Source organism: Hartmannibacter diazotrophicus (genome assembly GCF_900231165.1).
Classification (GTDB): Bacteria; Pseudomonadota; Alphaproteobacteria; order Rhizobiales; family Pleomorphomonadaceae; genus Hartmannibacter; species Hartmannibacter diazotrophicus.
In genome coordinates this window covers 4,789,996-4,813,356 of sequence record NZ_LT960614.1, presented here as the reverse complement: position 1 = coordinate 4,813,356, position 23,361 = coordinate 4,789,996, and the positions used below count along the sequence as shown (strand labels likewise).

26 protein-coding genes are annotated in these 23,361 nt (G+C 65.1%); 11 read left to right on the top strand and 15 right to left on the bottom strand.

Features of this window, described 5'->3' with window-relative positions; genetic code table 11:
* Positions 1-10: 10 nt before the first annotated feature.
* The 9 genes from HDIA_RS22310 to HDIA_RS22270 form a co-directional block, all read right to left on the bottom strand.
* Positions 11-1,333 carry an aspartate aminotransferase family protein gene (locus HDIA_RS22310; RefSeq protein WP_099558153.1) on the bottom strand — a complete coding sequence of 441 codons (1,323 nt, stop codon included), beginning with the start codon at positions 1,331-1,333 and terminating at the stop codon, positions 11-13.
* The gene (locus HDIA_RS22305; RefSeq protein ID WP_099558152.1) at positions 1,330-2,340 is read right to left on the bottom strand and encodes a phosphotransferase enzyme family protein; all 1,011 of its coding nucleotides are present in this window, start codon (positions 2,338-2,340) and stop codon (positions 1,330-1,332) included. The genes HDIA_RS22310 and HDIA_RS22305 overlap by 4 nt, the downstream gene beginning before the upstream one ends.
* A 45-nt stretch (positions 2,341-2,385) precedes the next feature.
* Positions 2,386-3,096, bottom strand: coding sequence for a cysteine hydrolase family protein (locus tag HDIA_RS22300; RefSeq protein ID WP_099558151.1), 711 nt, complete (start codon positions 3,094-3,096; stop codon positions 2,386-2,388).
* An 11-nt stretch (positions 3,097-3,107) separates the two neighbouring features.
* A complete protein-coding gene (locus HDIA_RS22295) occupies positions 3,108-3,992 on the bottom strand; it encodes a proline iminopeptidase-family hydrolase (protein WP_099558150.1) in 885 nt (294 codons plus the stop codon).
* Positions 3,993-4,013: 21 nt separating this feature from the next.
* Positions 4,014-4,814 (bottom strand): DeoR/GlpR family DNA-binding transcription regulator, encoded by an 801-nt coding sequence (locus HDIA_RS22290; RefSeq protein ID WP_099558149.1) that lies wholly within the window; start codon positions 4,812-4,814, stop codon positions 4,014-4,016.
* Entirely contained in the window at positions 4,811-5,611 is an 801-nt protein-coding gene (locus HDIA_RS22285; protein WP_099558148.1) for an ABC transporter permease, read from the bottom strand. Before HDIA_RS22285 ends, HDIA_RS22290 begins: the two co-directional genes overlap by 4 nt.
* A 2-nt stretch (positions 5,612-5,613) precedes the next feature.
* Complete coding sequence (locus tag HDIA_RS22280; RefSeq protein WP_099558147.1) at positions 5,614-6,522, bottom strand: ABC transporter permease; 909 nt, start codon at positions 6,520-6,522, stop codon at positions 5,614-5,616.
* 10 nt (positions 6,523-6,532) lie between these two features.
* On the bottom strand, positions 6,533-7,621 hold the full coding sequence (locus HDIA_RS22275; RefSeq protein WP_099558146.1) for an ABC transporter ATP-binding protein: 1,089 nt from the start codon (positions 7,619-7,621) through the stop codon (positions 6,533-6,535).
* 107 nt (positions 7,622-7,728) lie between these two features.
* Positions 7,729-8,874 carry an ABC transporter substrate-binding protein gene (locus tag HDIA_RS22270; protein WP_099558145.1) on the bottom strand — a complete coding sequence of 382 codons (1,146 nt, stop codon included), beginning with the start codon at positions 8,872-8,874 and terminating at the stop codon, positions 7,729-7,731.
* Positions 8,875-9,211: 337 nt separating this feature from the next.
* Between HDIA_RS22270 and fabG the strand changes: the two genes are divergently transcribed.
* A complete protein-coding gene (fabG, locus tag HDIA_RS22265; protein WP_099558144.1) occupies positions 9,212-9,994 on the top strand; it encodes a 3-oxoacyl-ACP reductase FabG in 783 nt (260 codons plus the stop codon).
* Positions 9,995-10,006: 12 nt separating this feature from the next.
* Here the strand turns inward: fabG and HDIA_RS22260 are convergent, their stop codons facing one another.
* From HDIA_RS22260 to HDIA_RS22240, 5 genes are all read right to left on the bottom strand, one after another.
* Positions 10,007-10,696, bottom strand: coding sequence for a VOC family protein (locus tag HDIA_RS22260; protein WP_099558143.1), 690 nt, complete (start codon positions 10,694-10,696; stop codon positions 10,007-10,009).
* 100 nt (positions 10,697-10,796) lie between these two features.
* Complete coding sequence (locus HDIA_RS22255; RefSeq protein ID WP_099558142.1) at positions 10,797-11,294, bottom strand: YbaK/EbsC family protein; 498 nt, start codon at positions 11,292-11,294, stop codon at positions 10,797-10,799.
* Positions 11,295-11,320: 26 nt separating this feature from the next.
* Complete coding sequence (gene ilvN / locus HDIA_RS22250) at positions 11,321-11,872, bottom strand: acetolactate synthase small subunit (protein WP_099559099.1); 552 nt, start codon at positions 11,870-11,872, stop codon at positions 11,321-11,323.
* A gap of 66 nt (positions 11,873-11,938) precedes the next feature.
* Positions 11,939-13,723 (bottom strand): acetolactate synthase 3 large subunit, encoded by a 1,785-nt coding sequence (locus HDIA_RS22245; RefSeq protein WP_245884034.1) that lies wholly within the window; start codon positions 13,721-13,723, stop codon positions 11,939-11,941.
* Positions 13,724-14,012: 289 nt separating this feature from the next.
* A complete protein-coding gene (locus tag HDIA_RS22240; RefSeq protein ID WP_162292680.1) occupies positions 14,013-14,912 on the bottom strand; it encodes a LysR family transcriptional regulator in 900 nt (299 codons plus the stop codon).
* Positions 14,913-15,033: 121 nt separating this feature from the next.
* Here HDIA_RS22240 and HDIA_RS22235 point away from each other — a divergent pair, with 121 nt between their 5' ends.
* Together HDIA_RS22235 and HDIA_RS22230 are read left to right on the top strand one after the other, a co-directional pair.
* The gene (locus HDIA_RS22235; RefSeq protein ID WP_099559098.1) at positions 15,034-15,492 is read left to right on the top strand and encodes a tautomerase family protein; all 459 of its coding nucleotides are present in this window, start codon (positions 15,034-15,036) and stop codon (positions 15,490-15,492) included.
* A gap of 120 nt (positions 15,493-15,612) precedes the next feature.
* Complete coding sequence (locus tag HDIA_RS22230; protein WP_099558139.1) at positions 15,613-16,560, top strand: AEC family transporter; 948 nt, start codon at positions 15,613-15,615, stop codon at positions 16,558-16,560.
* Between the two features lie 34 nt (positions 16,561-16,594).
* On the opposite strand, the gene gluQRS is transcribed toward HDIA_RS22230, so the two are convergent.
* Positions 16,595-17,476 carry a tRNA glutamyl-Q(34) synthetase GluQRS gene (gene gluQRS, locus HDIA_RS22225; protein WP_099558138.1) on the bottom strand — a complete coding sequence of 294 codons (882 nt, stop codon included), beginning with the start codon at positions 17,474-17,476 and terminating at the stop codon, positions 16,595-16,597.
* A 73-nt stretch (positions 17,477-17,549) separates the two neighbouring features.
* On the opposite strand from gluQRS, the gene HDIA_RS22220 reads away from it, so the two are divergent.
* The 8 genes from HDIA_RS22220 to HDIA_RS22185 all read left to right on the top strand — a co-directional run bounded on the left by HDIA_RS22220 (position 17,550) and on the right by HDIA_RS22185 (position 23,340).
* The gene (locus HDIA_RS22220; protein WP_245884033.1) at positions 17,550-18,209 is read left to right on the top strand and encodes a DNA-3-methyladenine glycosylase family protein; all 660 of its coding nucleotides are present in this window, start codon (positions 17,550-17,552) and stop codon (positions 18,207-18,209) included.
* 49 nt (positions 18,210-18,258) lie between these two features.
* Positions 18,259-18,912 (top strand): alpha/beta hydrolase, encoded by a 654-nt coding sequence (locus HDIA_RS22215; protein WP_099559096.1) that lies wholly within the window; start codon positions 18,259-18,261, stop codon positions 18,910-18,912.
* 13 nt (positions 18,913-18,925) lie between these two features.
* On the top strand, positions 18,926-19,474 hold the full coding sequence (locus HDIA_RS22210) for a DUF924 family protein (RefSeq protein ID WP_099558137.1): 549 nt from the start codon (positions 18,926-18,928) through the stop codon (positions 19,472-19,474).
* A gap of 92 nt (positions 19,475-19,566) precedes the next feature.
* Entirely contained in the window at positions 19,567-19,761 is a 195-nt protein-coding gene (locus HDIA_RS22205) for a twin transmembrane helix small protein (protein WP_099558136.1), read from the top strand.
* Between the two features lie 183 nt (positions 19,762-19,944).
* Positions 19,945-20,697 (top strand): FkbM family methyltransferase, encoded by a 753-nt coding sequence (locus HDIA_RS22200; RefSeq protein ID WP_099558135.1) that lies wholly within the window; start codon positions 19,945-19,947, stop codon positions 20,695-20,697.
* A 170-nt stretch (positions 20,698-20,867) separates the two neighbouring features.
* Positions 20,868-21,446: a cob(I)yrinic acid a,c-diamide adenosyltransferase gene (locus tag HDIA_RS22195; protein ID WP_099558134.1), complete on the top strand. Its 579-nt coding sequence runs from the start codon at positions 20,868-20,870 to the stop codon at positions 21,444-21,446.
* A 191-nt stretch (positions 21,447-21,637) separates the two neighbouring features.
* The gene (locus HDIA_RS22190; RefSeq protein ID WP_099558133.1) at positions 21,638-22,384 is read left to right on the top strand and encodes an electron transfer flavoprotein subunit beta/FixA family protein; all 747 of its coding nucleotides are present in this window, start codon (positions 21,638-21,640) and stop codon (positions 22,382-22,384) included.
* Positions 22,385-22,407: 23 nt separating this feature from the next.
* Positions 22,408-23,340, top strand: coding sequence for an electron transfer flavoprotein subunit alpha/FixB family protein (locus HDIA_RS22185; protein ID WP_099558132.1), 933 nt, complete (start codon positions 22,408-22,410; stop codon positions 23,338-23,340).
* Positions 23,341-23,361 lie beyond the last annotated feature (21 nt).

Below are 23,361 nucleotides of genomic sequence, written 5' to 3'. Positions count from 1 at the left end.
AGGCCGGTCGTCAGGTCAGCAGGTCCGCCATGGCATCGACAAGCAGGTCCGTATCGGCCTCGGTGACGCAGAGCGGCGGGCGGATTTTCAGCGTGTTGCCATAGCGGCCGGCGGCGCCGATGAGAATGCCGTGCTCGCGCAAGCCGTTGATGAGCCCGGTCGCGATCTCCGGCGCCGGCTCGTCGTCAGCGGTGCGGAATTCGACGCCGAGATAGAGCCCGGCGCCGCGGACCGCCGCCATCGTTGGCACCTGCTGGCGCAGGGCTTCCAGCCGCTGCGTCAGGTGCGCACCGACGCGGGCGGCATTGGCGATCAGGCCGTCTTCCTCGATGGCTTCCAGCACGGCCATGGCGGCGGCAGTCGCGACAGGGCTTGCGGCGAAGGTGTTGAAATAGCCGAAGTCGTCGCAGAAGGCCGAGAGCAGTTCCGGCCGGGTGACGAGCCCGGCGATGGGATAGCCATTGCCCATCGGCTTGCCCATGGTGACGATGTCGGGCTCGACGCCGTGGCGGGCAAAGCCCCACATGCCGGCGCCGGTGCGCGCGAAACCCGGCTGCACCTCGTCGGCGATATAGACGCCGCCGGACCGGCGCATGACCTCGACGGCGGGGGCAAGGAAGCCGGGCGGGTCGGCATAGACGCCATCGGAGGAAAAGATGGTGTCGACGAGGAGACCGGCCGGCTCGATGCCGTCGGCCTTCATCGCCGCGATGGCCTCCTCGACCGCAGCGGCAAAGCCGCCGACGATGTCCATGCCGTAGATCGCGGGGTCGGGCGCTGGAACCGTGCGTACATGCGCAGGCGGGGCTCCGGTCTTGTAGGACGACGGCGACACTTCGGTCACGGCGGCCGTGTTGCCGTGATAGGCGGTCTCGGTGACGACGAAGCCGGTGCCGCCGGACGCCTTCCGGGCGATCCTCAGCGCCAGATCATTGGCCTCGCTGCCCGTGCAGACGAGGACGAGGTTGGACAGCGCCGCCGGATAGGTCGCCAGCAGCTTCTCGGCATAGTCATGAGAGATGTCGAAGAGATAGCGGGAGTGGATGTTGAGGGTCTCGATCTGCTTCTGGACGGCCTCGACCACCTTCGGATGGCAGTGCCCGACGGTCGGGACGTTGTTGTAGAAATCGAGGTAGGCACGTCCGTCGGAGGCGTACATGCGCGCGCCCTCGGCCCGCAGCATTTTCAGCGGCTCCTCGTAGAAGAGGACGGAGGCGGCACCGAAGCTCTTGCGGCGGCGGGCGACAAGCGCGCTCACGTCTTCGGCAAGGCCGGTGAGAGGGCGGTCGCCGAAGGCGTTCAGCGCCAGGATCTGTTTCTCGCGCGAACTCATTTTCCGGCCATCTCCTCCGCCGCGGCGTATTTTTCCAGGAAGGCACGGGCGAGTTCGACCGTTCCCTGCGTATAGGCGGTTCCCATGGCTTCGGCCGTCGGCGTTTCGGAATGGGAGGCGATCCAGGCGGTCAGCAGCATGCGGCGCAGCATGATGAAGACGGGGATGATGGCGCAGTCGTCCTCGGAAAGCGCGGCGACGGTCCGATAGCCCTCGATCCAGGCGGCCAGCAGGTCCGGGATATAGGGCTCGTGCTCGATAAAGCTGATCGCGGCGGCAAAATCGTAGAGGTACCAGGAGAAGCCGCAGTCGTCGAAGTCGATGACAGAGAGGTGGCTGCCGTCGACCAGAAGATTGGCGACGCGCATGTCGGCATGGACGAGACCGAAGCGATCCTCGTCCTTGCCGTAGTCCTCCAGCAGCCTTTTCAGAAGCGTCGAGGTCCGCTCCAGCACGTCGCGTCCCTCGGACGTCAGGCCGAGGCCCTCACGCCAGTCGCCCCAGAGCAGGGTCTCGCCCAGCATGGCGTCGTAGTCCCAGACCTTGCGCGCGAAGCCTTCGGGCTTGCGCCAGTCCTTGGCGTGGGCGTGCAGCCGGGCATTGATCGCGCCGAGTTCGCGAAACCAGTGGACGAGATCCTCGCCTTCCTGGGGCTCCTTGCCGGGCAGGAGACCGAAGGCGACGACGTGGCGGACGACGCCGTCGTCGTCGATGTCGGCGATCAGCTCGCCGCCCGCTTGCGGGATGGCGGTCAGCGTTTCGACGACGCCATCCGCGCCGAGGGCCTTCAGCCAGGCGAGCTCCGAGGCGATCTCGTCCTTCGTGTGGTAGCCCGGCCGATGAACGCGGAAGATCACGTCGCGCCCGTCCGCCGGATCGTGGGCGCGAAAGGTGGCGTTTTCGGAGATGGTGAGGAGCTTCAGGTCCGTCGCATCGGAAAGCCCCCAGCGCGGCAGAGCGCCGCGCAGGCCGGTTTCGAGACGGTTGAGAAAGTCTGAATCATACATCACGTGTCGTCCGGTAGGGGCAAGGTCCGCTCGACGTTTGCCCGGTCATCCTTGAAGGTTCATCAGCGCCTTGAGGTCGGCGAGTGTCATGACGTTGCAGTAGATCATGTTGATGACCTCCAGCTCGTGCTCGTGCAGGGCGTCCGTCGCGGCGGCGCAGCAGTCCTCCAGCACCACGACGTCGAAGCTCTCGTCGGCGAGGCTGCGGACCGTGGAGGAGACGCACTGGTCGGTGTAGATGCCGGCGCAGATGACGGTCTTGATGCCGATGTTGTGCAGCATCAGGCGCAGGTTGGTGCCTGTGAGCGCGCTGTCGGTCGTCTTGACGACGACGATCTCGTCACCCTCGGGCGCCAGTTCATCGACGAACTGCGAGATCCACGTGGTCTTCGGCAGGAGCAGGTTGTTGAAGCCCGGCTTCTTCTGGCTCAACGAACGGTCGCGGCCGTCCTCGGTCTGGCAGGCGATGCGGGCAAAGAGGCACTCGATGCCTTTCGCTCGGAAGAGCTTGAGAAGTTCGGCGATGTTCGGGATCACCGTGCCGTGCATGCGATCGAAGAAGGGCGTCCAGGCGTCGTAATGCGCCTTGTCCCTGCCGCTGAGTGTTTCCGGGGCCGGGCGCTGCATGTTGTAGTTCTGGACGTCGATGACGAGGAGCGCCGTCGTCGCCGGATCGAGGTCCGGATCGGCCGGTTCCTCGGCAAGCTCGTAGTAGAAGGAGCGATGCCTGGTCTTCCAGGACGTCTTGTCGGACATCGGGCTCTCCTTCAGGCGTTGCGGGCGAGGAAATCGAGGAGCACGGCGTCATAGGCGGCCGGTTCCTCGTAAAAGGGCATGTGGCTCGAATTCTGGAAGACGACGAGTTCGGCCTCGCGCAGGTTCTGCTTCATGCGCAGGGCGCAGGCCGGGGTGATCTCGTCGTGACGGCCGACCGTGATCAGCGCCGGGCAAGGGATCTTGCCGAGATCGGCGGCACGGTTCCAGTCCTTGAGGTTGCCGATGTAGAGGAACTCGTTCGGCCCCTGCATCGCCATGTAGGGCGCCATGTTCCAGTCGTTCAGCGAGGCCATCAGCGGCGCTGGCCACTCCTGCAGCCGGCAGACGTGGCGATAGTTGAGGAGCGTGATGGCAGCCTGATATTCGGGATGATCGTAGGTGCCGTCGGCCTCGTGGGCGATCATCATCTCGACCGTCTCGGGGCCGAGCGAGGCGCGCAGGCGGTGCATTTCTTCCATCAGATGCGGCAGGTCGGCGGCGGTGTCCTCGAGGATCAGCGTCTTCAGCGCATCCGGATAGGTGAGCGCATATTCGATGGCGAGCCAGCCGCCCCAGGAATGGCCGAGGAGATGCACCTTGCCCAAGTCCAGCGCCGTGCGGACGGCTTCCGTCTCCTCGACATAGCGGCTGATCGACCAGAGCGCCGGATCGTCCGGCTTGTCGGACGCGCCACAGCCAAGCTGGTCGAAGGTGACGACGCGGTAGCCGTGGCCGGAAAGGAAGCTATGGGCGTCGCGCAGGTAGTTGCACGGCAGGCCCGGCCCGCCGTTGAGCAGGAAGACCGTCTCGGCGCCGCTGCCATAGGAATAGGTGACGATCCTGTGCCCGTCGACGGTGACCTCGCGGGTCTCGTCCGGCTCTCGCTCCTGCCACATGGTTTTCGTTTGCCTTTCTTCTTACTTCCCGCCCGCTACCGAGACCTCGACCCGTGCCCGGTCGAGTGCGCGGCTTGTTGCGCCCTTCGGCTCACGGTCGGTGACGAGGCGGGCGATGTCGGGCACGCGGGCCCAGATCGCCAGCGCCTGGACGTCGAACTTGCTGTGGTCGGCAACGACCATCGTCTCGGAGGCCCGGTTCATCATCGCCTTGTAGACCCAGGCCGCCGGCGCTTCTGCGTCGGCAAGGCCCTCCGGCGTGATGCCGGAGACGCCGAGCACGGCCCTGTTGATGTTGTAGGACTGCAGGAACTCGATGGTCTCCGCGCCGACCATCATGCCCTCGCGGCCATTGTAGCGGCCCGGGCACATGATGATCTCGATGGTCGGATTGGGCGCCAGAACGGTGGCGACCGAGAAGGAGTGCGTGATCACGGTCAGGTCGCGGCATTCGGCGGCCATGCGGCGGGCGACATGGGTCGTGGTCGCGCCGGCACCGATGGCGATGACCTCGTTCGGCTGGATGAACTTCACCGCGACGGCGGCGATCGCCTCGCGCTCGGGCACCATCTGGCCGTGACGCTCGCTGACCGATGGCTCGGCGCCGAAGGGCCGGGTCGCGCCGCCATAGGTGCGGTTGATCAGCCCCTGTTCCTGAAGCTCGTAGAGATCCCGGCGGATCGTTTCGGTGGAGACCGACAGATCCGTTGCAAGATCACCGACGCGCAAGGTGGCGGAGGCCCGCATCTCGGCGAGAATCCGTTCCTGCCGCGCCTTCTTGGTGAGGCGCGCCTTGCGGGGCTCGGTCTCAGTGAGGGTCATGCCGTCTGCCTGCGCTTGACGATCATGTTGACGGCGCCGGCAAAGAGCAGCAGCGCGGCGGCGCCGAGTGTTGCCATGGTGCCGAGGGCGGGGACCATGGGCGTATAGCCGGCCACCATCTTGGCATAGAGCCATTCGGGGATCGTGCTATCCGCGCCCGTCGTATAGAGCGAGAGCGGGAAGTTGCTCCAGGACAGCAGGAAGGCGAAGAGCATGCCCGACCAGATGCCCGGCCAGAGCAGCGGCAAGGTCACCTCGCGCATGACCTGCCAGCGCGTGCAGCCAAGATCGAAGGCGGCTTCCTCCAGAGACGGGTCGAAGCCGTAGACCTGGATCGAGATGACGAGCGTCACGACCGGCACGATCCAGATCATGTGGGCGAAGACGGCCGTCATCCATGTGGTCTGGATGCCGACGGCGCTGAAGCCGAGCAGCATCGCAAGCCCGAGCACCGGTTGGGGAAAGAAGATCGGTAGCAGGATCAGCTTCTGGAACAGGCCGCGTCCCTTCCAGTCGTAGCGGGCGAAGGCCAATGCGCCGAAGAAGGCGATGATAACCGAGAAGACCGTAACGAGCAGGGCGACCGAGATCGAGGTTCTCACAATCATGCCGATCTCGATGGACTCGAGGGTTTTCGTCCACCACGAGGTCGAGAAGGCGCGGATGGGAAAGCCGAAATAGCGTCCCTTGGAGAGACCCGCCAGCGCGCCGCAGGCGATGGGGATGTAGATGAAGAGGAGGACGGAGACCGTCCAGACCCAGATGAAGAAGCGGGTGCGGCGTTCTGCGGCGAGCATGGTCAGCGCCTCCCCAGCATGCGGTCGAGGTCGAGGCGGGCTAGCGCGAAGAGCGTGAGACTGGCGATGAAGACCGTCACGACCACCGCCAGCGCCGAGCCCATGGGCCAGTTCTGCGAATAGGTGAAGGCGATCTCGATGTCGTGGGAGATCACGATGACCGACTGGCCACCGAGGATCTTGGCCTCCGCCGTCGCGCCGATGCCGAGCACGAAGGTGAGCAGCATGCCGATGAGGATGCCGGGCATGGCGAGCGGCAGTTCGATCTCGCGCCAGATCATCATCCGTCCGGCACCCAGGTCGCGGGCCGCGTCGACAAGGTCGCGCGGGATCATGGCAATGCCGAGCGTCATCGGGAAGAGCATGAAGGGCAGGTAGGTGTAGACCATGCCGAACAGCGTCGTCGTGGGCGTATAGAGGAATTCAGGTCCGCCGGGCAGGCCTAGATATTTCAGGCCGCCGTCGAGGACGCCGTTCTTGATGAAGAAGAGCACCCATCCGTAAAGGCGGACGTTTTCGGAGACGAAGAGCGGGAAGACGAAGAGAATCGAGATGAGGCCCGACCAGCGGCCAAAGACCAGATTGAGGCCGTAGGCTATCGGATAGGAGACGACGGCGAGGATCGCGACGGTGAAGAGCGCGAAGCCGCAGGACCAGACAAAGGAAAGCCAGACGGTGTTGGCCGGATCGAAGATCGCCTCGAAGTTCTCAAGGGTGAAGCTGGTGAAGACGTCGAAGCTGCGGGGCGTTGCAAAGGAATAGCCGAAGATCGCGACAATGGGGGCAACGAAGCCGAGCGTGAGCAGGATCGCAACCGGCAGCGCGCAGCGGGCGCCTGCCGAGAGCATGCGATGACGCCGTTCGGCCCTTGCGTCGAGAGCGATCGCCGTATCGGCTGTTGCCTCGGTCATCGGGCTCTCCTCAGCTTGCCAGGGTGAAGGCGTCGGCGGCGTCCCAGCCGACGGTGACGTCCGCATTGGACCCCGGCGGCAGCGCGCGGGCGCGGGAAAGCTCCACCAGCATCACCTTGTCGCCGACGCGGACCTGATACTGGATGCGCGAGCCGAGCGAATATTCGTTGTAGACGGTGCCCTTCAGCGTGTTGTCGGCATTCTCGCCCGCGCCGACGAAGCGCATGTATTCGGGACGCACGACGACGAAGGCCTCGTCGCCCACGGTGCCCTGCTGCGGCGGGCGCAGCTTGAAGCTGCCGGGCACGTCGATGCCGGCCCAGAGGTCCGCGCCATTGCGCTTGACCTTGATGGTGTTCACCTCACCGACGAATTCGGAGACGAAGCGATCGACCGGCGCGCCATAGATCTCTTCCGGCGTGCCGACCTGCACGAGGCGGCCGGAGCGCATGACGCCGATGCGGTCGGACATCACCATGGCCTCTTCCAGGCTGTGGGTGATGTAGATGAAGGTCTTGCCGGTCTCGCGGTGAAGGTCTTTCAGTTCTTTCTCCAGCGTCTTCTTCAGCTTGTAATCGATGGCCGACAGAGGCTCATCGAAGAACAGCACTTCCGGGTCATAGGCGAGGGCGCGGGCAAGGGCCACGCGCTGGCGCTCGCCGCCGGAGCATTTCATGACGTTCTTGTCGTGATAGTCGGCCGGCAGACGGACGACTTTCATCAGGTCCAGCGCACGGGCCTTGCGGGTTGCCGGATCGACGCCCTTGACCTTGAGCGGAAAGGCGATGTTCTCGCCCACCGTCTTGTGCGGAAAGAGCGCGAGCGACTGGAAGACGAGGCAGGTCGGGCGCTTGTTGGACGGGATCTCGTTGATGAGTTCGCCGCGCAGCGTGATGTTGCCCTCGCTTGGGCTTTCCATGCCGGCCAGCATGCGCAGGAGCGTCGTCTTGCCCGAGCCGGACGGGCCGACGATGGTCAGGAACTCGCCCTCGCGCACGTCGAGGTCGATACGATCGACCGCGGCGAAGCCGTTGAAGGTCTTGCGCACGCCGACAAGCTGGAGGATCGGGCGCGGTTCGGAGGAGGTCGGCTGTTCCATGGATATGTCCGGCAAGAGCGATCGCGGCACCTTGAGAAAGTCACGGCCGCACGTCGTTTGGGTGTCCCCGCCCCGCGTAGAGGCGGGGCAGGGAGGGTCGCGTTCGATCAGCCGCGCAGGCGCTTGGCGGCGTTCATGATGTCGAGCGCCTTGTCGTAATCCGGCACGATGTCGTATTCGACCGAGCGGGCCATTTCCTCTTCCAGGCTGTCCCACTGGATCGCGTCCAGTTCCTCGGCCGTGAAGAGGTCGAAGCACTCCTTGTTGCCCATCTGGGTGACGGGGTTGAAGGTGCCTTCGGCGAAGGCCACCGTGTGGGCGACATCGGGCGCCTGAACGTATTTCAGGAACTCGGTGGCCAGCGGCGAACCCTGCGGGTTGTTGACGACCGAGGTGACCTCGATCCAGGCGATGCCGCCCTTGCCGCCTTCCATCGGGCCCTTCAGCGGGGTGATGCCGCGCAGGTTCGGGAAGCCGTCGGCGCGCGCCGGCGAGACCGAATAGGTGCCGCCCGTCATGTGCAGGTCGATTTCGCCGGAGATCAGCGCCTGGTTCATGGCCGCGATGTCGCCGATCAGCTTGGCGCCCTTGAAGACGCTCTTGGCCGTCTCCTCGAACTTGGCCATCTCGTCGTCGGTATGCTCCTTGAAGGGGTCGATGCCGGCGATGACGAAGATGTTGAAGACGTTCCAGTCATCGGATTCCAGGATGCCGTATTTACCGGCCATGGCGGGGTCATTGAACAGATCCCAGCCTTCCTTTTCGGCGGTGTCGCGGCTCACCTTGTCGGTGTTGACGACATAGCTGTAGGGCCCGAAGCGCTGGCACATGCCGAGCAGTTCCTTGCCGTCGTCGCTCATTGCCCACTTGTAGGGCGGCTTGAACCCCGGGAGCATGTTGTCGAAGAAGGGCTCGAACTCCTCGCGCGGCAGCGCCTTGATGAGGCCTTCCGGATACATCACCTTGCGGGCCCAGGGATTGTTGACGTTGATCAGATCCCAGGTGTTGATTTCGCCGGCGCGCAGGCGGTTGATCATGGTCGGATCGTTGGTGAGGCTCTCGGCCTTGACCGTCGCGCCTTCGGAGGAGCGGAAGGGGTCCAGCACCTGGGCCGAGTTGTAACCCTCCCAGCAGAGGATGTTCAGCTCCTTCTCCCGGGCTGCGAAGGCCTTGTTGGCGTTGAACATCGGGCCCGCCGCCAGCGCGGCCGCGCCCATTCCCTGCAAAAGCGTGCGTCTGGAAACTCCGGTCATCACTGCTGTTCCCTTGTTGTGAGGGTCGCAATGCCACATTCACATGCGCTTGCGGCCATTGGCGTGCGCAGGAGGAGCAGCCCGCCTGCCAACACGCTGATTTCGTTTTCTAATGTCTTCCACTTGGCATGTGCGCGCGTGCTGTTTCGGAGCAGATTGCGCGTCATGGCTGTGGAAATTATGTTGGACTTTGTGTGATCCTAAACATCAATCTTTGGGCTTTACAACATCAATTATGCATCGCACATTGCCGAAAATTACGGCAGCCCATTTTCAGGGCGCGCGACGTTCATGCACCGGCCCAAAGGCGCCGGGACGAAAAATGAGGGGATCGGCTGTGTTCAAACCGCTTTCAGGCAAGACCGTGATCGTCACCGGCGCCAGCAAGGGCATCGGGCGGGGCATCGCCCTCAGGTTCGGCGAGGCCGGTCTCAACGCGCTCGTCGTCAGCCGGACGCTGTCGGACGCGGAAAAGGTCGCCGCGGAAATCGGCCCGAATGCCTCGGCCTTCGCGGCAGACGTCACAAAGGAGGAGGACTGCAAGGCGATGGCCGCGGCCGCAATCGAGCGCTACGGCTCGATCGACGTTCTCTGCGCCAACGCCGGCATCTTTCCGGCGGCCAAACTCGGCGAGATGACGGCCGCCGACTTCGACCACGTGATGGATACCAACCTGAAAGGCACCTTCCTGTCGGTCTCTGCGGTGCTGCCGGAAATGAAGGCGAAAAAGGCCGGCCGGATCGTGATTACGTCCTCGATCACGGGGCCGATCACCGGCTTTCCGGGATGGTCGCACTACGGTGCCTCGAAGGCCGGCCAGCTCGGCTTCATGCGCACGGCCGCGATCGAGCTTGCGCCCTGGAACATCACGGTCAATGCGGTGATGCCGGGCAACATCTTCACCGAAGGGCTCGACGGAATCGGCGGCGACTATATCGCCTCGATGGAGGCCTCGATCCCGATGAAGCGGCTCGGGACAGTGTTCGACATCGCCAACGCGGCGCTGTTCTTCGCCTCCGAGGAAGCCGGCTACATCACCGGCCAGCAGATGGTGATCGACGGCGGACAGGTGCTGCCGGAGTCGCTGATGGCGCTTCAGGAAATGGGCGCGGCCTCGTAAGCGGGGCCTTCCTCAGTCGTCCAGCCACTCGAACTTGGCGATATTGAGCCGGCGTGGCTTTTGTCCGTCGGTGCGCGACAGGGTGAGCACCATTTCGTGGGCCATCGGCCCCGGCTCGCCCTCATGCAGGCGAACGATGCCGGCATCCACGAGAGCGGAGAGGGCGGCACCCGGGGCAACATCCTGCGGCAGGGTGAGGTCAATGCCGATGATTTCGGCAAAGCCGCCCGGCCGCTGGCGCTCGCCCGCTGCGCCATTGTCCCAGGTGTCGGGCCGCTTGTTGCGCATGGACTGGAAGATGAAGGGCTGGGCCAGATCGTCGGAGGCCACCGCCACGGGCATGTGCAGATCGTCGGGCATGCCGGAAAAACGATAGGGCCAGGTTTCGAAGGGCAACTCGCCCTCAGTGCGCACGGCGATACCGTAGGGCGAGCCGCCATGGAAACGCCAGTCGGCGCGCCGGTTAACGCCGGCCCGGTCCAGTTCCGGCGCGCGCGCCTCCTGCACGTCGACCACCCAGATCAGTTCCAGGAAGGCGTTGTCGAAGACGAATCCGACATTGGCCGTTCCCTGGCCCTCGTGCCGGCGACGACCGGTCTCGACAAGGCCGCCTTCGGTCAGGACGTCGTAGACCCGGCCGCCCGGGCGGCCGTGATCGGGCTCGACGAAAACGAAGACGTGATCAAGTTCCAGCGTGCTCATCGGGTGCTCCGGTACGCGGCGAACGACATGCGCCAAACCGCACCTAAACTGTTGACGGTGATGATGCAAGACCGCCGAAGGGAGCTTCGGCGGTGCACAATCAGCCGTTTTCCGGTCCCGACATGACGAGAGCCGTCGCCCCAATCGCCTCGAAGAGCGGGCGGGGTGAGGCGGAAAAGACGCAGGACGGCGTTCCCGCCGCGGCCCAGACGACGTCATGGGCGAGGAGGTCCGGATCGAAGAACGTCTTCAGTGCGCTCGCGTGCCCCAGTGGCGGAATGCCGCCGATGGCAAAGCCGGTGATCTCGCGCACGGCCTTGCCGTTCGGCCGGTCGAGCGGCTCGCCGATCGTCGCGGCCACGGCGTCCTGATCGACGCGGTTCGGCCCGGAGACGAGCAGGAGATAGGGTGTGCCGCTGTCGCGCCCGGTGAAGACGAGCGACTTGACGATCTGGGCAACCGTACAGTCGCAAGCGGCCGCGGCGTCCTCCGCCGTGCGGGTGGAGGCCGGCATTTCGATGACGTTGACGTCGAGGCCGAGGGCCGCCGCCGCGTCGGCGACGCGGCGGGCGGCATCGGGCAGGTTGGATGACAGCATGGCGGGCAAGCGTCCGGCAGCGTCGCTCAGAGCCCGTCCTTGCCGCGCGAGAGCGCAGCAAGACCGGTGCGTGCCACCTCGACGAGGCCGCAGGACGTCATGAGCTTGACGAAGCGGTCGATGTCCGCCGGCATGCCGGAGAGCTCGAAGACGAAGCTTTCGAGCGTCGCGTCCACCGTCTTGGCGTCGAAGGCCTGGGCGAGGCGAAGCGCCTCGACGCGGTGCTCGCCGGTGCCGGAGACCTTGATCAACGCCAGTTCCCGCTCGATGGCGTCGCCGATGCTGGTGAGGTCGATCACCCGGTGCACCGGCACGAGGCGGGCGATGTGGTTCTTGATCTGCTCCAGCACCTGGGGGGTTGCGGTGGTGACCAGCGTGATGCGCGAGACGTGCTTCTCGTGCTCGACCTCTGAGACCGTGAGGCTCTCGATGTTGTAGCCGCGGCCGGAGAAGAGGCCGACGATGCGGGCGAGGACGCCGGGCTCGTTGTCGACCAGAACCGACAGCGTATGGGTCTCGACCTTGGTTTCCTCTTCCTGCAGGAAGTAGGCGGAGCGTGTTTCACCTGCGACGATCATCGGGCCGTGTCCCCGTTCGACATTCTTGAGCATTGTTTCAACTTTCGAATTCCGTGTCAGCCGGCCTCAGACCAGCACCTTGCCCTTGGCGTCGATGGCGTTGCCGATGTCCTCGTCCGAGACATCCTCGGCGAGCAGCATCTCGTTGTGCGCCTTGCCCGACGGGATCATCGGGAAGCAGTTGGCGAGATTGGCGACGCGGCAGTCGAAGAGCACCGGCTTCTTCACATCGATCATCTCGGCGATCTTGTCGTCGAGTTCGGCCGGGTTCTGGCAGACGATGCCATGGCCGCCATAGGCCTCGGCGAGCTTGACGAAGTCGGGCATCGCCTCGGTGTAGCTGTGCGACAGGCGATTGCCGTGCAGCAGCTGCTGCCACTGACGGACCATGCCCATGTACTGGTTGTTGAGGATGAAGACCTTCACCGGCAGTTCGTGCTGGATCGCGGTCGCCATCTCCTGAATGTTCATCTGGATCGAGGCGTCGCCCGCGATGCAGCAGACGAAGGCGTCCGGGTGGGCCGCCTGCACGCCGAGTGCGGCCGGGAAGCCGTAGCCCATGGTGCCGAGGCCGCCGGAGGTCAGCCAGCGGTTCGGCTCCTCGAAGCCGAAATACTGGGCCGCCCACATCTGGTGCTGGCCGACTTCCGTCGTGATGTAGGTGTCCCGGCCCTTCGAGGCCTGATAGAGGCGCTCGATGGCGTATTGCGGCATGATCACGCTGTCGGAGGCCTTGTAGCGCAGGCACTTCCTGGCCTGCCAGACGGCGATCTGCTTCCACCAGGAGGACAGGGCGTCCTTGTCCTGCTGGGGCTTGAGCGCCTTCCAGGCGGCGATCATCTCGGCCAGAACATTGGCGACGTCGCCGACGATCGGGATGTCGACGCGGATGTTCTTGTTGATCGACGAGGGGTCGATGTCGACGTGGATCTTGGCGCTTGTCGGCGAGAAGGCGTCCGTGCGGCCTGTGATGCGGTCGTCGAAGCGGGCACCGATGCAGACCATGACGTCGCAGTCATGCATGGCAAGATTCGCCTCGTAGGTGCCGTGCATGCCGAGCATGCCGAGCCAGTTCGGCCCTGAGGCCGGATAGGCGCCGAGACCCATCAGCGTCGAGGTGATCGGGAAGTTCGTCAGCTGGACGAGTTCGCGCAGCAGCCTTGTGGCTTCCGGACCCGAGTTGATGACACCGCCGCCGGTATAGAAGACCGGCTTCTTTGCCGCGGCCATCAGGGCCACCGCGTCGCGGATCGCCGCCTCGTCGCCCTTCACCTGCGGGTGATAGGCGGACGTCTTGTAGTGCGGGTCCTTCGTTCCGGAGTTCGGCCCGTAGTAGGTGCCGGTCTGGAACTGGATGTTCTTCGGGATGTCGACGACGACCGGGCCCGGGCGGCCGGTGGTGGCGATGCGGAAGGCCTCGTGCAGGATGCGCGGCAGGTCGGCGATGTCCTTGACCAGCCAGTTGTGCTTGGTGCAGGGGCGAGTGATGCCGACCGTGTCGCACTCCTGGAAGCCGTCGGTGCCGATGAGATGGGTCGGAACCTGCCCGGTGATGCAGACCATCGGGATGGAATCCATCAGCGCATCCGTCAGCGCCGTCACCATGTTGGTGGCGCCGGGGCCGGAGGTAACGAGCGCGACGCCGCACTTGCCGGTCGAGCGGGCATACCCCTCGGCCATGTGGCCGGCGCCCTGCTCATGGCGGACGAGGACGTGACGGACCTTCTCCTGCTGGAAGAGCTCGTCATAGATCGGCAGCACCGCGCCGCCCGGATAGCCGAAAATCGTATCGACCCCGTGGTCGACCAAAGCCTCGATCACCATTTCGGCGCCGGTCATTTGCCGTGTCATCGGTCCAGTTCCTTCCGGGTCTTCTCTTGCGCCTCGATCCTCGTTTGCTGGTGGGGCGCCGTTCTTCTTGGGGAATTTCGGGTAATAAAAAAGGCCCTCCGAGGGGCCTTGTTTTCGCGCACCATGTCGTTCGCGGGTTTCATCAAACCCGCGTCACGGTGCGCCTTCTAAGTACGATCAGCTTGGCAGACATCTGTCTTCCCAGTTTTGTTCCGGGCGGGAAGCTAGTCTTCGGACCGGGTGAGGTCAAGCGTTAATTTCCCCGAAAGCCCGAAGGGGCCGGCGTGTGTCAACGGGCAGGCTGGCGCGCGGCGGCGGTGAGCGCGTCGGCAAAGCGCTCCACGGCAAGGGCCATGGCCGGGTCCTTGGTGCGCACGAAGAGGGCGACTTCGCTGGCGGGCAACGCCGGAAGTCCGTGCGACGGCCCGAGAATTTCCGTATCCGGCGGCGCGTGCCGCCCGCCGAGGCAGGCAACCCCCAGTCCGGCCGAGACGGCGGCCTGAATCGCCGCGACGCCGCGGCTCGAAAAGGCGTCGACCCAGGCAATATCGGCTCCTTGCAGTGCTTCGACGGCGGCGGTGCGGGCATTGCAGGGGGCTTCGATCGAGGCGAGGGGCAGCGGTTCGCCCGGCGTCAGCACGAAGCCTTGTGCCGCCACCCAGACCAGATCGTCGCGAAAGAGGCTGCGCCCGCCAAGGGAACCGGTCCCCTGGCGATCCATCGACTGAGCAGGGGGAAGGTTCCGGCGCACGACGACCGCGTCGAGGCGGCCAAGGTCGAAGTCCTTCAGCAGTTCGTCGGAAAGCCCGAGCTGCACGCGGACCTTCAGGCGCGGCATCAGCTCCTTCAGCGCCAGAAGCGCCTGGGGCAGCAGATTGCCGCCGGCGTGCTCGCTGACGCCGATCGAAATGCTCAAGGGCGCATCGGCCACCGCGAGCCGGCGCAGGGCATCGTCATGGGCGGCGAGAATGCGCTTTGCGTCGGACAGGAAGGAGGAGCCGAAGGCCGTCAGCGCCACCGCGCGCGGGGTCCGGTCGAACAGCGGCCTCCCGAGGCGCTCTTCCAGCTTCTTGAGGCGCACGCTCACGGCCGACTGGGTCGCGCCCAGCCTCTCGCCGGCGGCGGTGAAGTTCAGATCTTCCGCCAGAACGGAGAAGGTGCGCAGGAGATCGATGTCGAGGGCGGCCATGACCATTCCAATACATCATGATTGAAATATCATCAATTCGTTTTTGTCATCATGCTTGGCGATCTATGGTTCCCTCATGAACCGGCCGTCTCTGGTCGGGCCAACCGAAAGGATCCGCGTCATGCCCGTGTTGCAGCTTCGCTATGCCCCCGCTCCGGGGCGCTCCGCACCGCCGAAGAGCCAGCTTGCGGCGGCCGTCGAAAAGGCGACCGTCTCGATCCTCAGGAAGAAGGCCGAGCGGATCGCCACGCTGGTCGAGGCCGTTCCGGCCGAGGACTGGTTCGTCGGCGGCACGGCGCTGTCGCGGCTCTCGCTCGGCAGCTTCTTTCTCGAAATCAGGTTGACCGACGGCACCAACAGCAAGGCGGAAAAGGCGGCCTTCGTCTCGGCGGTGTTCGAGGCAATGGCAAAGCTCCTCGGACCACTTCATCCGGAAAGCTACATCCATGTCGTCGAAGTCCCGGCCGATGCCTTCGGCTATGGCGGCCTGACCCAGGAATATCGTTTCGTCTCCGAGCAGATCGACGCCATGGAGTTGCGGGTGCGCTCCGACCGGGCGCTTGCCTTCGGCGTGAGATAGGCGGGTGGTTTCTGGCTGGTCTGTAAGGTGGACCGGTTGCCCGCCGGGACAGGGAGGTGGTAGGAGGGACGGGTCTCCCTGGCGTTCCGCCCCTTCGATCTCCCGCCCAAGAAGCCTTTCATGTCGCAAATCGCCGACAACGTCCTGCCGATCTTCGCCCTCATCGCCATCGGTTATCTGGCCGTGTGGGCAAAGCTGCTCAAGCCCGAGATCGGCGAGGCGCTGGGGGATTTCGTCTTCAAGCTGGGCGTGCCGCTGCTTCTCTTCCGCACCATTCTCAACGCGGATTTCCACGGAGCCTCGCCGTGGGCGCTGTGGGCCTCCTATTTCGGTTCCGTCGCCGTCGTCTGGACCGCCGGCCATCTGGTCATCACCCGGATTTTCGGGCGCGACCGGCGTGCAGGCGTCGTCGGGGGCGTCTCGTCGGCCTTTTCCAATACGGTCTTCATCGCGCTGCCGCTGGTCTCCCGCATTCTGGGGGATGCGGGTCTTGTCGGGCTGACCATCGTGCTCTCGGTGCACCTGCCGATCATGATGATCGCGGGAACCATGCTGATGCAGCGCGCCGACCGGCTGGAGGCTGGCGGAGAGGCCCGCTCAATCGTCAGCATCCTTGCGCAGGTCGGCCATAACCTTGCCCGCAACCCGCTGGTGATCGGTCTTCTCGCCGGCATCGTGCTGCATCTCTTCGGCGTTCAGCTCAGCGGCCCGGTCAAGACCGTCGTCGACCAGCTTGCCGGGGTCGCCGGGCCGGTCGCGCTTCTCTCCATGGGCATGGCGCTCAGAAAATACGGCCTCTCCGGCAACATCCTGCCGGCGCTGGCTATTTCGGCCGTGAAGCTGCTGATCTTTCCCGGCTGCGTCTATCTCATCGCGCATCTCCTCAGTCTCGATCCGATCTCGACGGCGGCGCTCGTCTTCACCGCTGCCGTGCCGACGGGCGTCAACGCCTATCTGATCGCCAACCATTTCGGCACCGGGCACGCGCTCGCCTCGTCGGTGATCACGCTGACGACGATTCTGGGTGTCGTGTCGGTGTCCGTCTGGGCCGTGCTGCTCGGAATGTGATGTAGGACGTCCGGTCCGTTGATGGGTAGACCGGTCAGTCTACTCCGATCGTCCGCCGAATATCGGCGGGTGTCGCGCCGCCCTCGCGCAGGGCGCGCAGGCTTGTGGAGGCCTCCGACTTCGACAGCTTTCGCCCGTCCGGCCCGAGGATGAGGCGGTGGTGGTGGTAGCGGGGCGCGGGCAGGCCGAGCAGGTCTTGCAGGACGCGGTGGACCTCGGTCGAACGCTTGAGGTCGAGCCCGCGCACCACATGGGTCACACCTTGCGCGGCGTCGTCGACGACAACGGCAAGATGGTAGCTCGCGGGGGCGTCCTTGCGCGCGAGCACGACGTCGCCCCAGTCCGCCGGATGGCAGGGCTTCTCGTGCGGGTTCCCGCCCTCATCGAGTTCGGCAAAGGACCGCGCTTGGGCAGGGATGCGGGTGAGCGCCTCATCCATATCCAGCCGCAACGCGTGCGGCTCGCCGGCCGCGATCCGTGTCGCCGCCTCTTCTTCGCTCATCAGCAAACGGGGGACGAGCGGCGCGCCGTCCGGATCGCGCAGCCAGGTCTGGCCTCTCTCCTCGGCTTCCGCCACCATGGCCTTCATCTCGGCGCGGGTCACGAAGCTCGGGTAGACGAGCCCCATCGCTTCGAGGCGATCGAGGGCGGCCCGGTAGTCGTCGAGATGTTCTGACTGGCGGCGGACGGGCCGTTCGAAGTCGAGTTCCAGCCAGTCCAGATCCTCAAGGATCCGCGCCTCGAATTCGGGACGGGCGCGAGAGCCGTCGATGTCCTCGATGCGCACCAGGAACCGCCCGCCAGCCGTTCTTGCCATCTCGTCGTTGAGGATCGCGGACAGGGCGTGGCCGAGATGCAGGTCGCCATTGGGCGAGGGCGCAAAGCGGAAAACGGGGCGATCCGAAGCGTTGGGCATCAGGCTCGACTGGCGAAGGGTAACGGGTTGCGAAGCGGCGAGAGTCGTCGGACTGTGTCACGCGGAAAAGAACATGGAAAGGCGGAACGGGATGCGGCGGCTGTTGTCGGACGCGGACATGGCGGAGGGATTGCACGCGCTCGGCAAATGCGACCCGCGCCTTCGGCCCGTCATTGAGGCGACGGGACCCGTCGCCATTCGCTATCGCCCGCCGGGCTTTGAGGGGATCGCCCGTATCATCGTCGCCCAGCAGATTTCCGTCGCCAGCGCCGCTGCGATCTGGCGCAAGCTGGAGGCCCGATTGGGCGGCGTCACGGCGCCGGCCTTTGCGGGACTGTCGCTGGAAGACATGCGCGCCTGCGGCCTTTCCGCCGGCAAGCAGCGCACGCTCCTCGCTATTTCCGAGGCCTGTGCTTCCGGGCTTGATCTTGAGGCGTTGGCCGAGGCTCCGCCCGAGGAGGCGATCGCGGCGCTGACGGCGCTGCACGGGATCGGCGTCTGGACGGCGGAGATTTTCCTGCTCTTCTGCGCCCGCCATGCGGACGTCTTTCCCGCCGGCGATCTTGCGCTTCAGGTCGCGGTGAAGGACGCCTTCGCCCTTGAGGATCGGCCGAAGGAAAAGCCGATGCGGGAGATCGCCGCCCTCTGGTCGCCCTGGCGGGGGGTGGCGGCCAAGCTCTTCTGGGCCTATTACAAGGTCTGCCGGGATGGGCGCACCGCGCTTCCCGTCTGACCCAATCGCCTGCCTGACAGATGACCGCCACGACAGGATTCTTCTCTCCATGACCACGCTTGACGGACCGCGCCTTGCCCCTGCCTCCGGCCAACCCGCCGAAGCGCTGGTGATCTTCCTGCACGGCTACGGCGCCGACGGAAACGATCTCATCGACATCGGCCGCGCCTTCCAGCCCTATCTGCCGACGGTCTCCTTCGTCTCGCCGCATGCGCCCGAGCCCTGCGCGATGGCGCCGATGGGGCGGCAGTGGTTCGACCTGACGCTGCGCGATCCGACGGAATACTGGCGCGGCGTCACCAAGGCCGGGCCGGTGCTCAACCGGTTCATCGACGAAGAGCGCGATCGCCTGCAGCTTGCCGAGGACAGGATCGTGCTGGTCGGGTTCAGCCAGGGGACGATGATGGCGCTCTATGTCGGCCTCCGGCGCCAGCCTGGCATCGGCGGCATCGTCGGCTATTCCGGCAAGCTTGCCGGCGCCGAGCATCTTGCCGAGGTGCCGCGTCCGACCCCGCCGATCACGCTCATTCATGGCGATCAGGACCAGGTGCTGCCGGTCGAGAACCTGACCGAGGCGACCAACGCGCTCGGCGCGGCGGAGATTCCGGTGGAATTCCACATTCGCCCCGGTCTTGGCCACGGCATCGACCAGAAGGGCCTGCAACTCGGTCTTGGCGCCATCAAGGGCGCACTCGGGCTTTGAGGGGGCAGTGTCCATGGTTCTCGATCCGGCTCCGCTCGATGTTCTCGATTTCTGGTGGCGGGCAGGTCCCGAGCGCTGGTTTGCCAAGGACGATGCCTTCGACAGGGAGATGGAGGCGCGCTTCGGCGCTCTTCACGATCAGGCCTGTGCCGGTGCACTCGACCATTGGGCGGAGGATCGCGCTGGCATGCTGGCGCTCATCCTTCTTCTCGACCAGTTCTCCCGCAACCTGAAGCGCGGCAGCGCCGAAGCCTTCGCCAATGACAGCAAGGCCTTGACGCTGGCGAAGACGGCGCTCGACCGCGGCGACGACCGGGCTTTCCCGACCGACGTGCGGTCCTTCTTCTATCTGCCGCTGATGCATTCCGAAGAGATGGCCGACCAGGAGCGCTGCGTCGACTTCTGCCGGCTCAACTGTTCGCGTGACACCTACGGCTATGCGCTGGAGCATATGGACATCATCCGCCGCTTCGGCCGCTTTCCGCACCGGAACACCGTGCTTGGGCGCGAGACGACGCCCGAGGAAGCGGCCTATCTGGCGAGCGGGGGCTTTGCGGGCTAGATCCCGCTCCGTCACGCGCTTTTGACGGGATTTGTTGGCTTTCGCGGCTTGCCGCGTCTATATGGCTAACAGACAATGCGGAGGTTTTACCGATGCCCGCCATCTTCAATATTCTCATTCCCATCGCCCTCGGCGCGGTGCTGATCGTGCTGCTGATGGGCCTCTTCAACCTGATGCGCGGCGGCAATTCCAACCTGTCGCAGACGCTGATGCGCTGGCGCGTCGGGCTGCAATTCATTGCCGTCGTCGTCGTCATGATGGCGCTGTGGCTGAAGGGGCATGCCTGACGGAGGCATGGCCGGGGGAGGTCGCGCGCCGGCTTGATGAAGAGCTTGCAACGGTGATATTGCCGGACAGTTGCAGTTCGGCCCGCCCGGGACGGACGCCGAGTGGGGAGCGCCCGTCCTTTGATTGAACAGCGTCCGTGGTCCGCGCGAAGACTGCCGTGGACGGCAAGGTGCCTCCTCGCCATGGTGCGCTACCGCATCCTGCATGGCGCCCTGAAGAAGGTCGCCGTTTCCGTGGCGGCGAAATTCGGCAACGAGGCGGATATCGAGATCAATGGCCTGAAGATGCGCTGCCGGCTCGGCGACAACGCGACCGAGACGAACCTGCTCATGCGGGGCATCGAGGCGGAAGCCCACGGCATCGAGAGCATCATCGGAGAACTCTACGAGGGCGAGACCTTCGTCGACATCGGCGCCAACTGCGGGCTCTACACGCTCCACGCCGCGCGGTCCGTCGGCCGATCGGGCCGGGTTCTCGCCGCCGAGCCAATCCCGGAAATGCTGAAAAGGCTTGAATTCAACATTGCCGCCAATGACTTCGGCAATGTCCAGGTTTTGAGAACCGCGGTCGGCGATACGACCGGACATATCACCCTGCATGTCAATACGGGCCAGTTCGGGCAGTCCAGCGTCGGCGAGACCGAGGGCTACGAGCCGATCAACATCCCCGTCACCACGCTGCCTGCCCTCGTTCACGCCAACGGCGTGGAGCGGATCGACGCCATGAAGATCGATATCGAGGGTTATGAGGATCGGGTGATCATGCCGATGCTCGCCGAAATGAAGCCGGCGCTCTGGCCAAGGCGCATTCTCATGGAGATCTGCCACCGCCGGAACTGGAATGCCGACTGTCTGTCGGCACTCACCGACGCGGGTTACGGCATCGTCTGGCAGAGCCGCAACGATGCGCTGCTTCAGCGCGGCCTCTCGCACTGACCACGGGCAGCGACCGGATGTCCGACTCATCCGACAGCGCGTCGAATTGCGTGGTGCCCATCGAGAACGGAACGTCATAGAAGAGCATGCAGAGCCTCTCGCCGGATGGCCGGACTGGCCGGTCCGGTCGGTCGGGAGGCGGTGTCCGATGCGTGTCAGGAGGAAATGGTTTGGTCGTCCTCAACAAGATCTACACCCGCGGCGGCGATGACGGCACCACGGCGCTCGGAAGCGGCGAACGGCGGGCGAAATATGATCTTCGGGTCGAAAGCTACGGCACGGTCGACGAGCTGAATTCGTCCGTCGGGCTGGCCCGGCTGCATGCGGCCGGCATCGAGGCCGTCGACGTGGTGCTCGCCCGCATCCAGAACGATCTCTTCGACCTTGGCGCCGACCTTGCCACGCCCGATACCGGCGAGCCGCTGCCCTACGAGCCGCTGCGGATCGTGCAGAGCCAGGTCGACGCGCTGGAGGCGGCGATCGATGTCCTCAACGCCGACCTGAAGCCGCTGCGGTCCTTCGTGTTGCCAGGCGGCTCGGCGGCTTCGGCGCATCTGCATCTGTGCCGGACGATCTGCCGGCGGGCCGAGCGACTGGTGGTCGAGCTTGCCGGCAATCCGCAGGAGCGCGTGAGCCGGGAGGCGGTCAAATACCTCAACCGGCTGTCGGATTATTTCTTCGTCGCCGCGCGCTGGACCAACGACAAGGGGGCGGCCGACGTTCTCTGGGTGCCGGGGCAGAACCGCTAGAAGATGGTCGCGGATTGTCTCTTCGCATGTGCGGCAATGTCGTCCCATGGGCGACGTTGACAGGTTCCGGGCAACGCCAGTACGGTCCGATCCGATATCGGCTATGCCGCAGTGCAAAATGAACGAGCTGCGCCACAGCGCGGCCAAATCGGCCGGCGGACCGGACGCAGGTGCCGCCGTGGAGGACTGGAATGAAGATTCTCGTGCCCGTGAAACGGGTTGTCGACTACAACGTGAAGATCCGCGTCAAGGCGGACGGCTCCGGTGTGGAACTTGCCAACGTCAAGATGTCGATGAATCCCTTCGACGAGATCGCCGTCGAGGAAGCGCTTCGGCTCAAGGAAGCGGGCGTCGCGAGCGAGGTCGTCGTCGTCTCCATCGGACCGGCGCAGGCGCAGGAAACGATCCGCACCGGCCTTGCCATGGGCGCCGATCGCGGCATTCTCGTCACCGTTGACGGCACGGTGGAGCCTCTGGCCGTCGCCAAGATCCTCAAGAAGATCTGTGACGAAGAGCAGCCCGGCCTCGTGATCCTCGGCAAGCAGGCGATCGACGACGACTGCAACCAGACCGGCCAGATGCTGGCCGCCCTGACGGGCTGGCCGCAGGGCACCTTCGCCTCCAAGGTCGTCGTTGCCGACGGCAAGGTGGACGTGACGCGCGAGATCGACGGCGGTCTTCAGACCGTGAAGCTGGCCCTGCCGGCGGTGGTGACCACCGACCTGCGTCTCAACGAGCCGCGCTATGCGTCGCTGCCCAACATCATGAAGGCCAAGAAGAAGCCGATCGACACCAAGACCGCCGCCGACTACGGCGTCGACGTCGCGCCACGGCTCGAGGTTCTCAAGACCGCCGAGCCGGCCGGGCGGACCGCGGGCGTGAAGGTCGCTTCCGCCGCCGACCTGGTGTCCAAGCTGAAGGGGGCCGGCGTCCTCTGAGGCCCGGGCAGGAGACAAGACCAATGACCACGCTTCTTCTCGCCGAACACGATAACGCATCCCTGAAGGACGCGACCGCCAAGGCGCTGACCGCCGCCGCCGCCATGGGCGGCGACGTGCATGTCCTCATCGCCGGCAAGGGCTGCCAGGGCGCCGCCGAGGCGGCCGCCAAGCTTTCCGGCGTTGCCAAGGTGCTCGTCGCCGACGATGCCAGCCTTGAGCATCAGCTTGCCGAGCCGGTCGCAAGCCTGATCGTCGGCCTTTCGGGCGGCTATGACGCGATCGTCGCGCCGGCAACCTCGAACGCCAAGAACACGATGCCACGCGTCGCCGCCCTGCTCGACGTGATGCAGGTCTCCGACATCACCGCCGTCGTCGCGCCGGACACCTACGAGCGGCCGATCTATGCCGGCAACGCCATCCAGACGGTGAAGTCGTCGGACGCCAAGAAGGTTGTCACGGTGCGTACCTCGACCTTCCAGGCAACGCCCGAAGGCGGCTCGGCTCCGGTTGAGACCATCTCGGTGGCCGCCGATCCGGCGATCTCAAGTTTTGTCGGCGAGGATCTGTCGGTCTCCGACCGGCCTGAGCTCACCTCGGCGAAGATCATCGTCTCCGGTGGACGGGCGCTCGGCTCGGAGGAAAAGTTCCAGGAAGTCATCCTGCCGCTGGCCGACAAGCTCGGCGCAGCCGTCGGCGCGAGCCGTGCCGCGGTCGACGCCGGCTATGCGCCGAACGACTGGCAGGTCGGCCAGACCGGCAAAGTTGTGGCACCTGATCTTTATATTGCTCTTGGAATCTCAGGCGCCATTCAGCATCTTGCTGGTATGAAGGACTCAAAGGTCATCGTGGCGGTGAACAAGGACGAGGAGGCGCCGATCTTCCAGGTCGCCGACTACGGCCTTGTCGGCGATCTCTTCGAGGTCGTGCCGGAACTCATCAAGGAACTCGGCTGAGCCCATGATCTTTTTTGCCGT

What these genes read in the sequence shown, in the direction of transcription:
- HDIA_RS22310 (WP_099558153.1), bottom strand. Translation starts at nt 1,333, where the DNA reads ATGAGTTCGCGCGAGAAACAGATCCTGGCGCTGAACGCCTTCGGCGAC.
- HDIA_RS22305 (WP_099558152.1), bottom strand. Translation starts at nt 2,340, where the DNA reads ATGTATGATTCAGACTTTCTCAACCGTCTCGAAACCGGCCTGCGCGGC.
- HDIA_RS22300 (WP_099558151.1), bottom strand. Translation starts at nt 3,096, where the DNA reads ATGTCCGACAAGACGTCCTGGAAGACCAGGCATCGCTCCTTCTACTAC.
- HDIA_RS22295 (WP_099558150.1), bottom strand. Translation starts at nt 3,992, where the DNA reads ATGTGGCAGGAGCGAGAGCCGGACGAGACCCGCGAGGTCACCGTCGAC.
- HDIA_RS22290 (WP_099558149.1), bottom strand. Translation starts at nt 4,814, where the DNA reads ATGACCCTCACTGAGACCGAGCCCCGCAAGGCGCGCCTCACCAAGAAG.
- HDIA_RS22285 (WP_099558148.1), bottom strand. Translation starts at nt 5,611, where the DNA reads ATGCTCGCCGCAGAACGCCGCACCCGCTTCTTCATCTGGGTCTGGACG.
- HDIA_RS22280 (WP_099558147.1), bottom strand. Translation starts at nt 6,522, where the DNA reads ATGACCGAGGCAACAGCCGATACGGCGATCGCTCTCGACGCAAGGGCC.
- HDIA_RS22275 (WP_099558146.1), bottom strand. Translation starts at nt 7,621, where the DNA reads ATGGAACAGCCGACCTCCTCCGAACCGCGCCCGATCCTCCAGCTTGTC.
- HDIA_RS22270 (WP_099558145.1), bottom strand. Translation starts at nt 8,874, where the DNA reads ATGACCGGAGTTTCCAGACGCACGCTTTTGCAGGGAATGGGCGCGGCC.
- HDIA_RS22260 (WP_099558143.1), bottom strand. Translation starts at nt 10,696, where the DNA reads ATGAGCACGCTGGAACTTGATCACGTCTTCGTTTTCGTCGAGCCCGAT.
- HDIA_RS22255 (WP_099558142.1), bottom strand. Translation starts at nt 11,294, where the DNA reads ATGCTGTCATCCAACCTGCCCGATGCCGCCCGCCGCGTCGCCGACGCG.
- ilvN (WP_099559099.1), bottom strand. Translation starts at nt 11,872, where the DNA reads ATGATCGTCGCAGGTGAAACACGCTCCGCCTACTTCCTGCAGGAAGAG.
- HDIA_RS22245 (WP_245884034.1), bottom strand. Translation starts at nt 13,723, where the DNA reads ATGACACGGCAAATGACCGGCGCCGAAATGGTGATCGAGGCTTTGGTC.
- HDIA_RS22240 (WP_162292680.1), bottom strand. Translation starts at nt 14,912, where the DNA reads ATGGCCGCCCTCGACATCGATCTCCTGCGCACCTTCTCCGTTCTGGCG.
- HDIA_RS22235 (WP_099559098.1), top strand. Translation starts at nt 15,034, where the DNA reads ATGCCCGTGTTGCAGCTTCGCTATGCCCCCGCTCCGGGGCGCTCCGCA.
- HDIA_RS22230 (WP_099558139.1), top strand. Translation starts at nt 15,613, where the DNA reads ATGTCGCAAATCGCCGACAACGTCCTGCCGATCTTCGCCCTCATCGCC.
- gluQRS (WP_099558138.1), bottom strand. Translation starts at nt 17,476, where the DNA reads ATGCCCAACGCTTCGGATCGCCCCGTTTTCCGCTTTGCGCCCTCGCCC.
- HDIA_RS22220 (WP_245884033.1), top strand. Translation starts at nt 17,550, where the DNA reads ATGGAAAGGCGGAACGGGATGCGGCGGCTGTTGTCGGACGCGGACATG.
- HDIA_RS22215 (WP_099559096.1), top strand. Translation starts at nt 18,259, where the DNA reads ATGACCACGCTTGACGGACCGCGCCTTGCCCCTGCCTCCGGCCAACCC.
- HDIA_RS22210 (WP_099558137.1), top strand. Translation starts at nt 18,926, where the DNA reads ATGGTTCTCGATCCGGCTCCGCTCGATGTTCTCGATTTCTGGTGGCGG.
- HDIA_RS22205 (WP_099558136.1), top strand. Translation starts at nt 19,567, where the DNA reads ATGCCCGCCATCTTCAATATTCTCATTCCCATCGCCCTCGGCGCGGTG.
- HDIA_RS22200 (WP_099558135.1), top strand. Translation starts at nt 19,945, where the DNA reads ATGGTGCGCTACCGCATCCTGCATGGCGCCCTGAAGAAGGTCGCCGTT.
- HDIA_RS22190 (WP_099558133.1), top strand. Translation starts at nt 21,638, where the DNA reads ATGAAGATTCTCGTGCCCGTGAAACGGGTTGTCGACTACAACGTGAAG.
- HDIA_RS22185 (WP_099558132.1), top strand. Translation starts at nt 22,408, where the DNA reads ATGACCACGCTTCTTCTCGCCGAACACGATAACGCATCCCTGAAGGAC.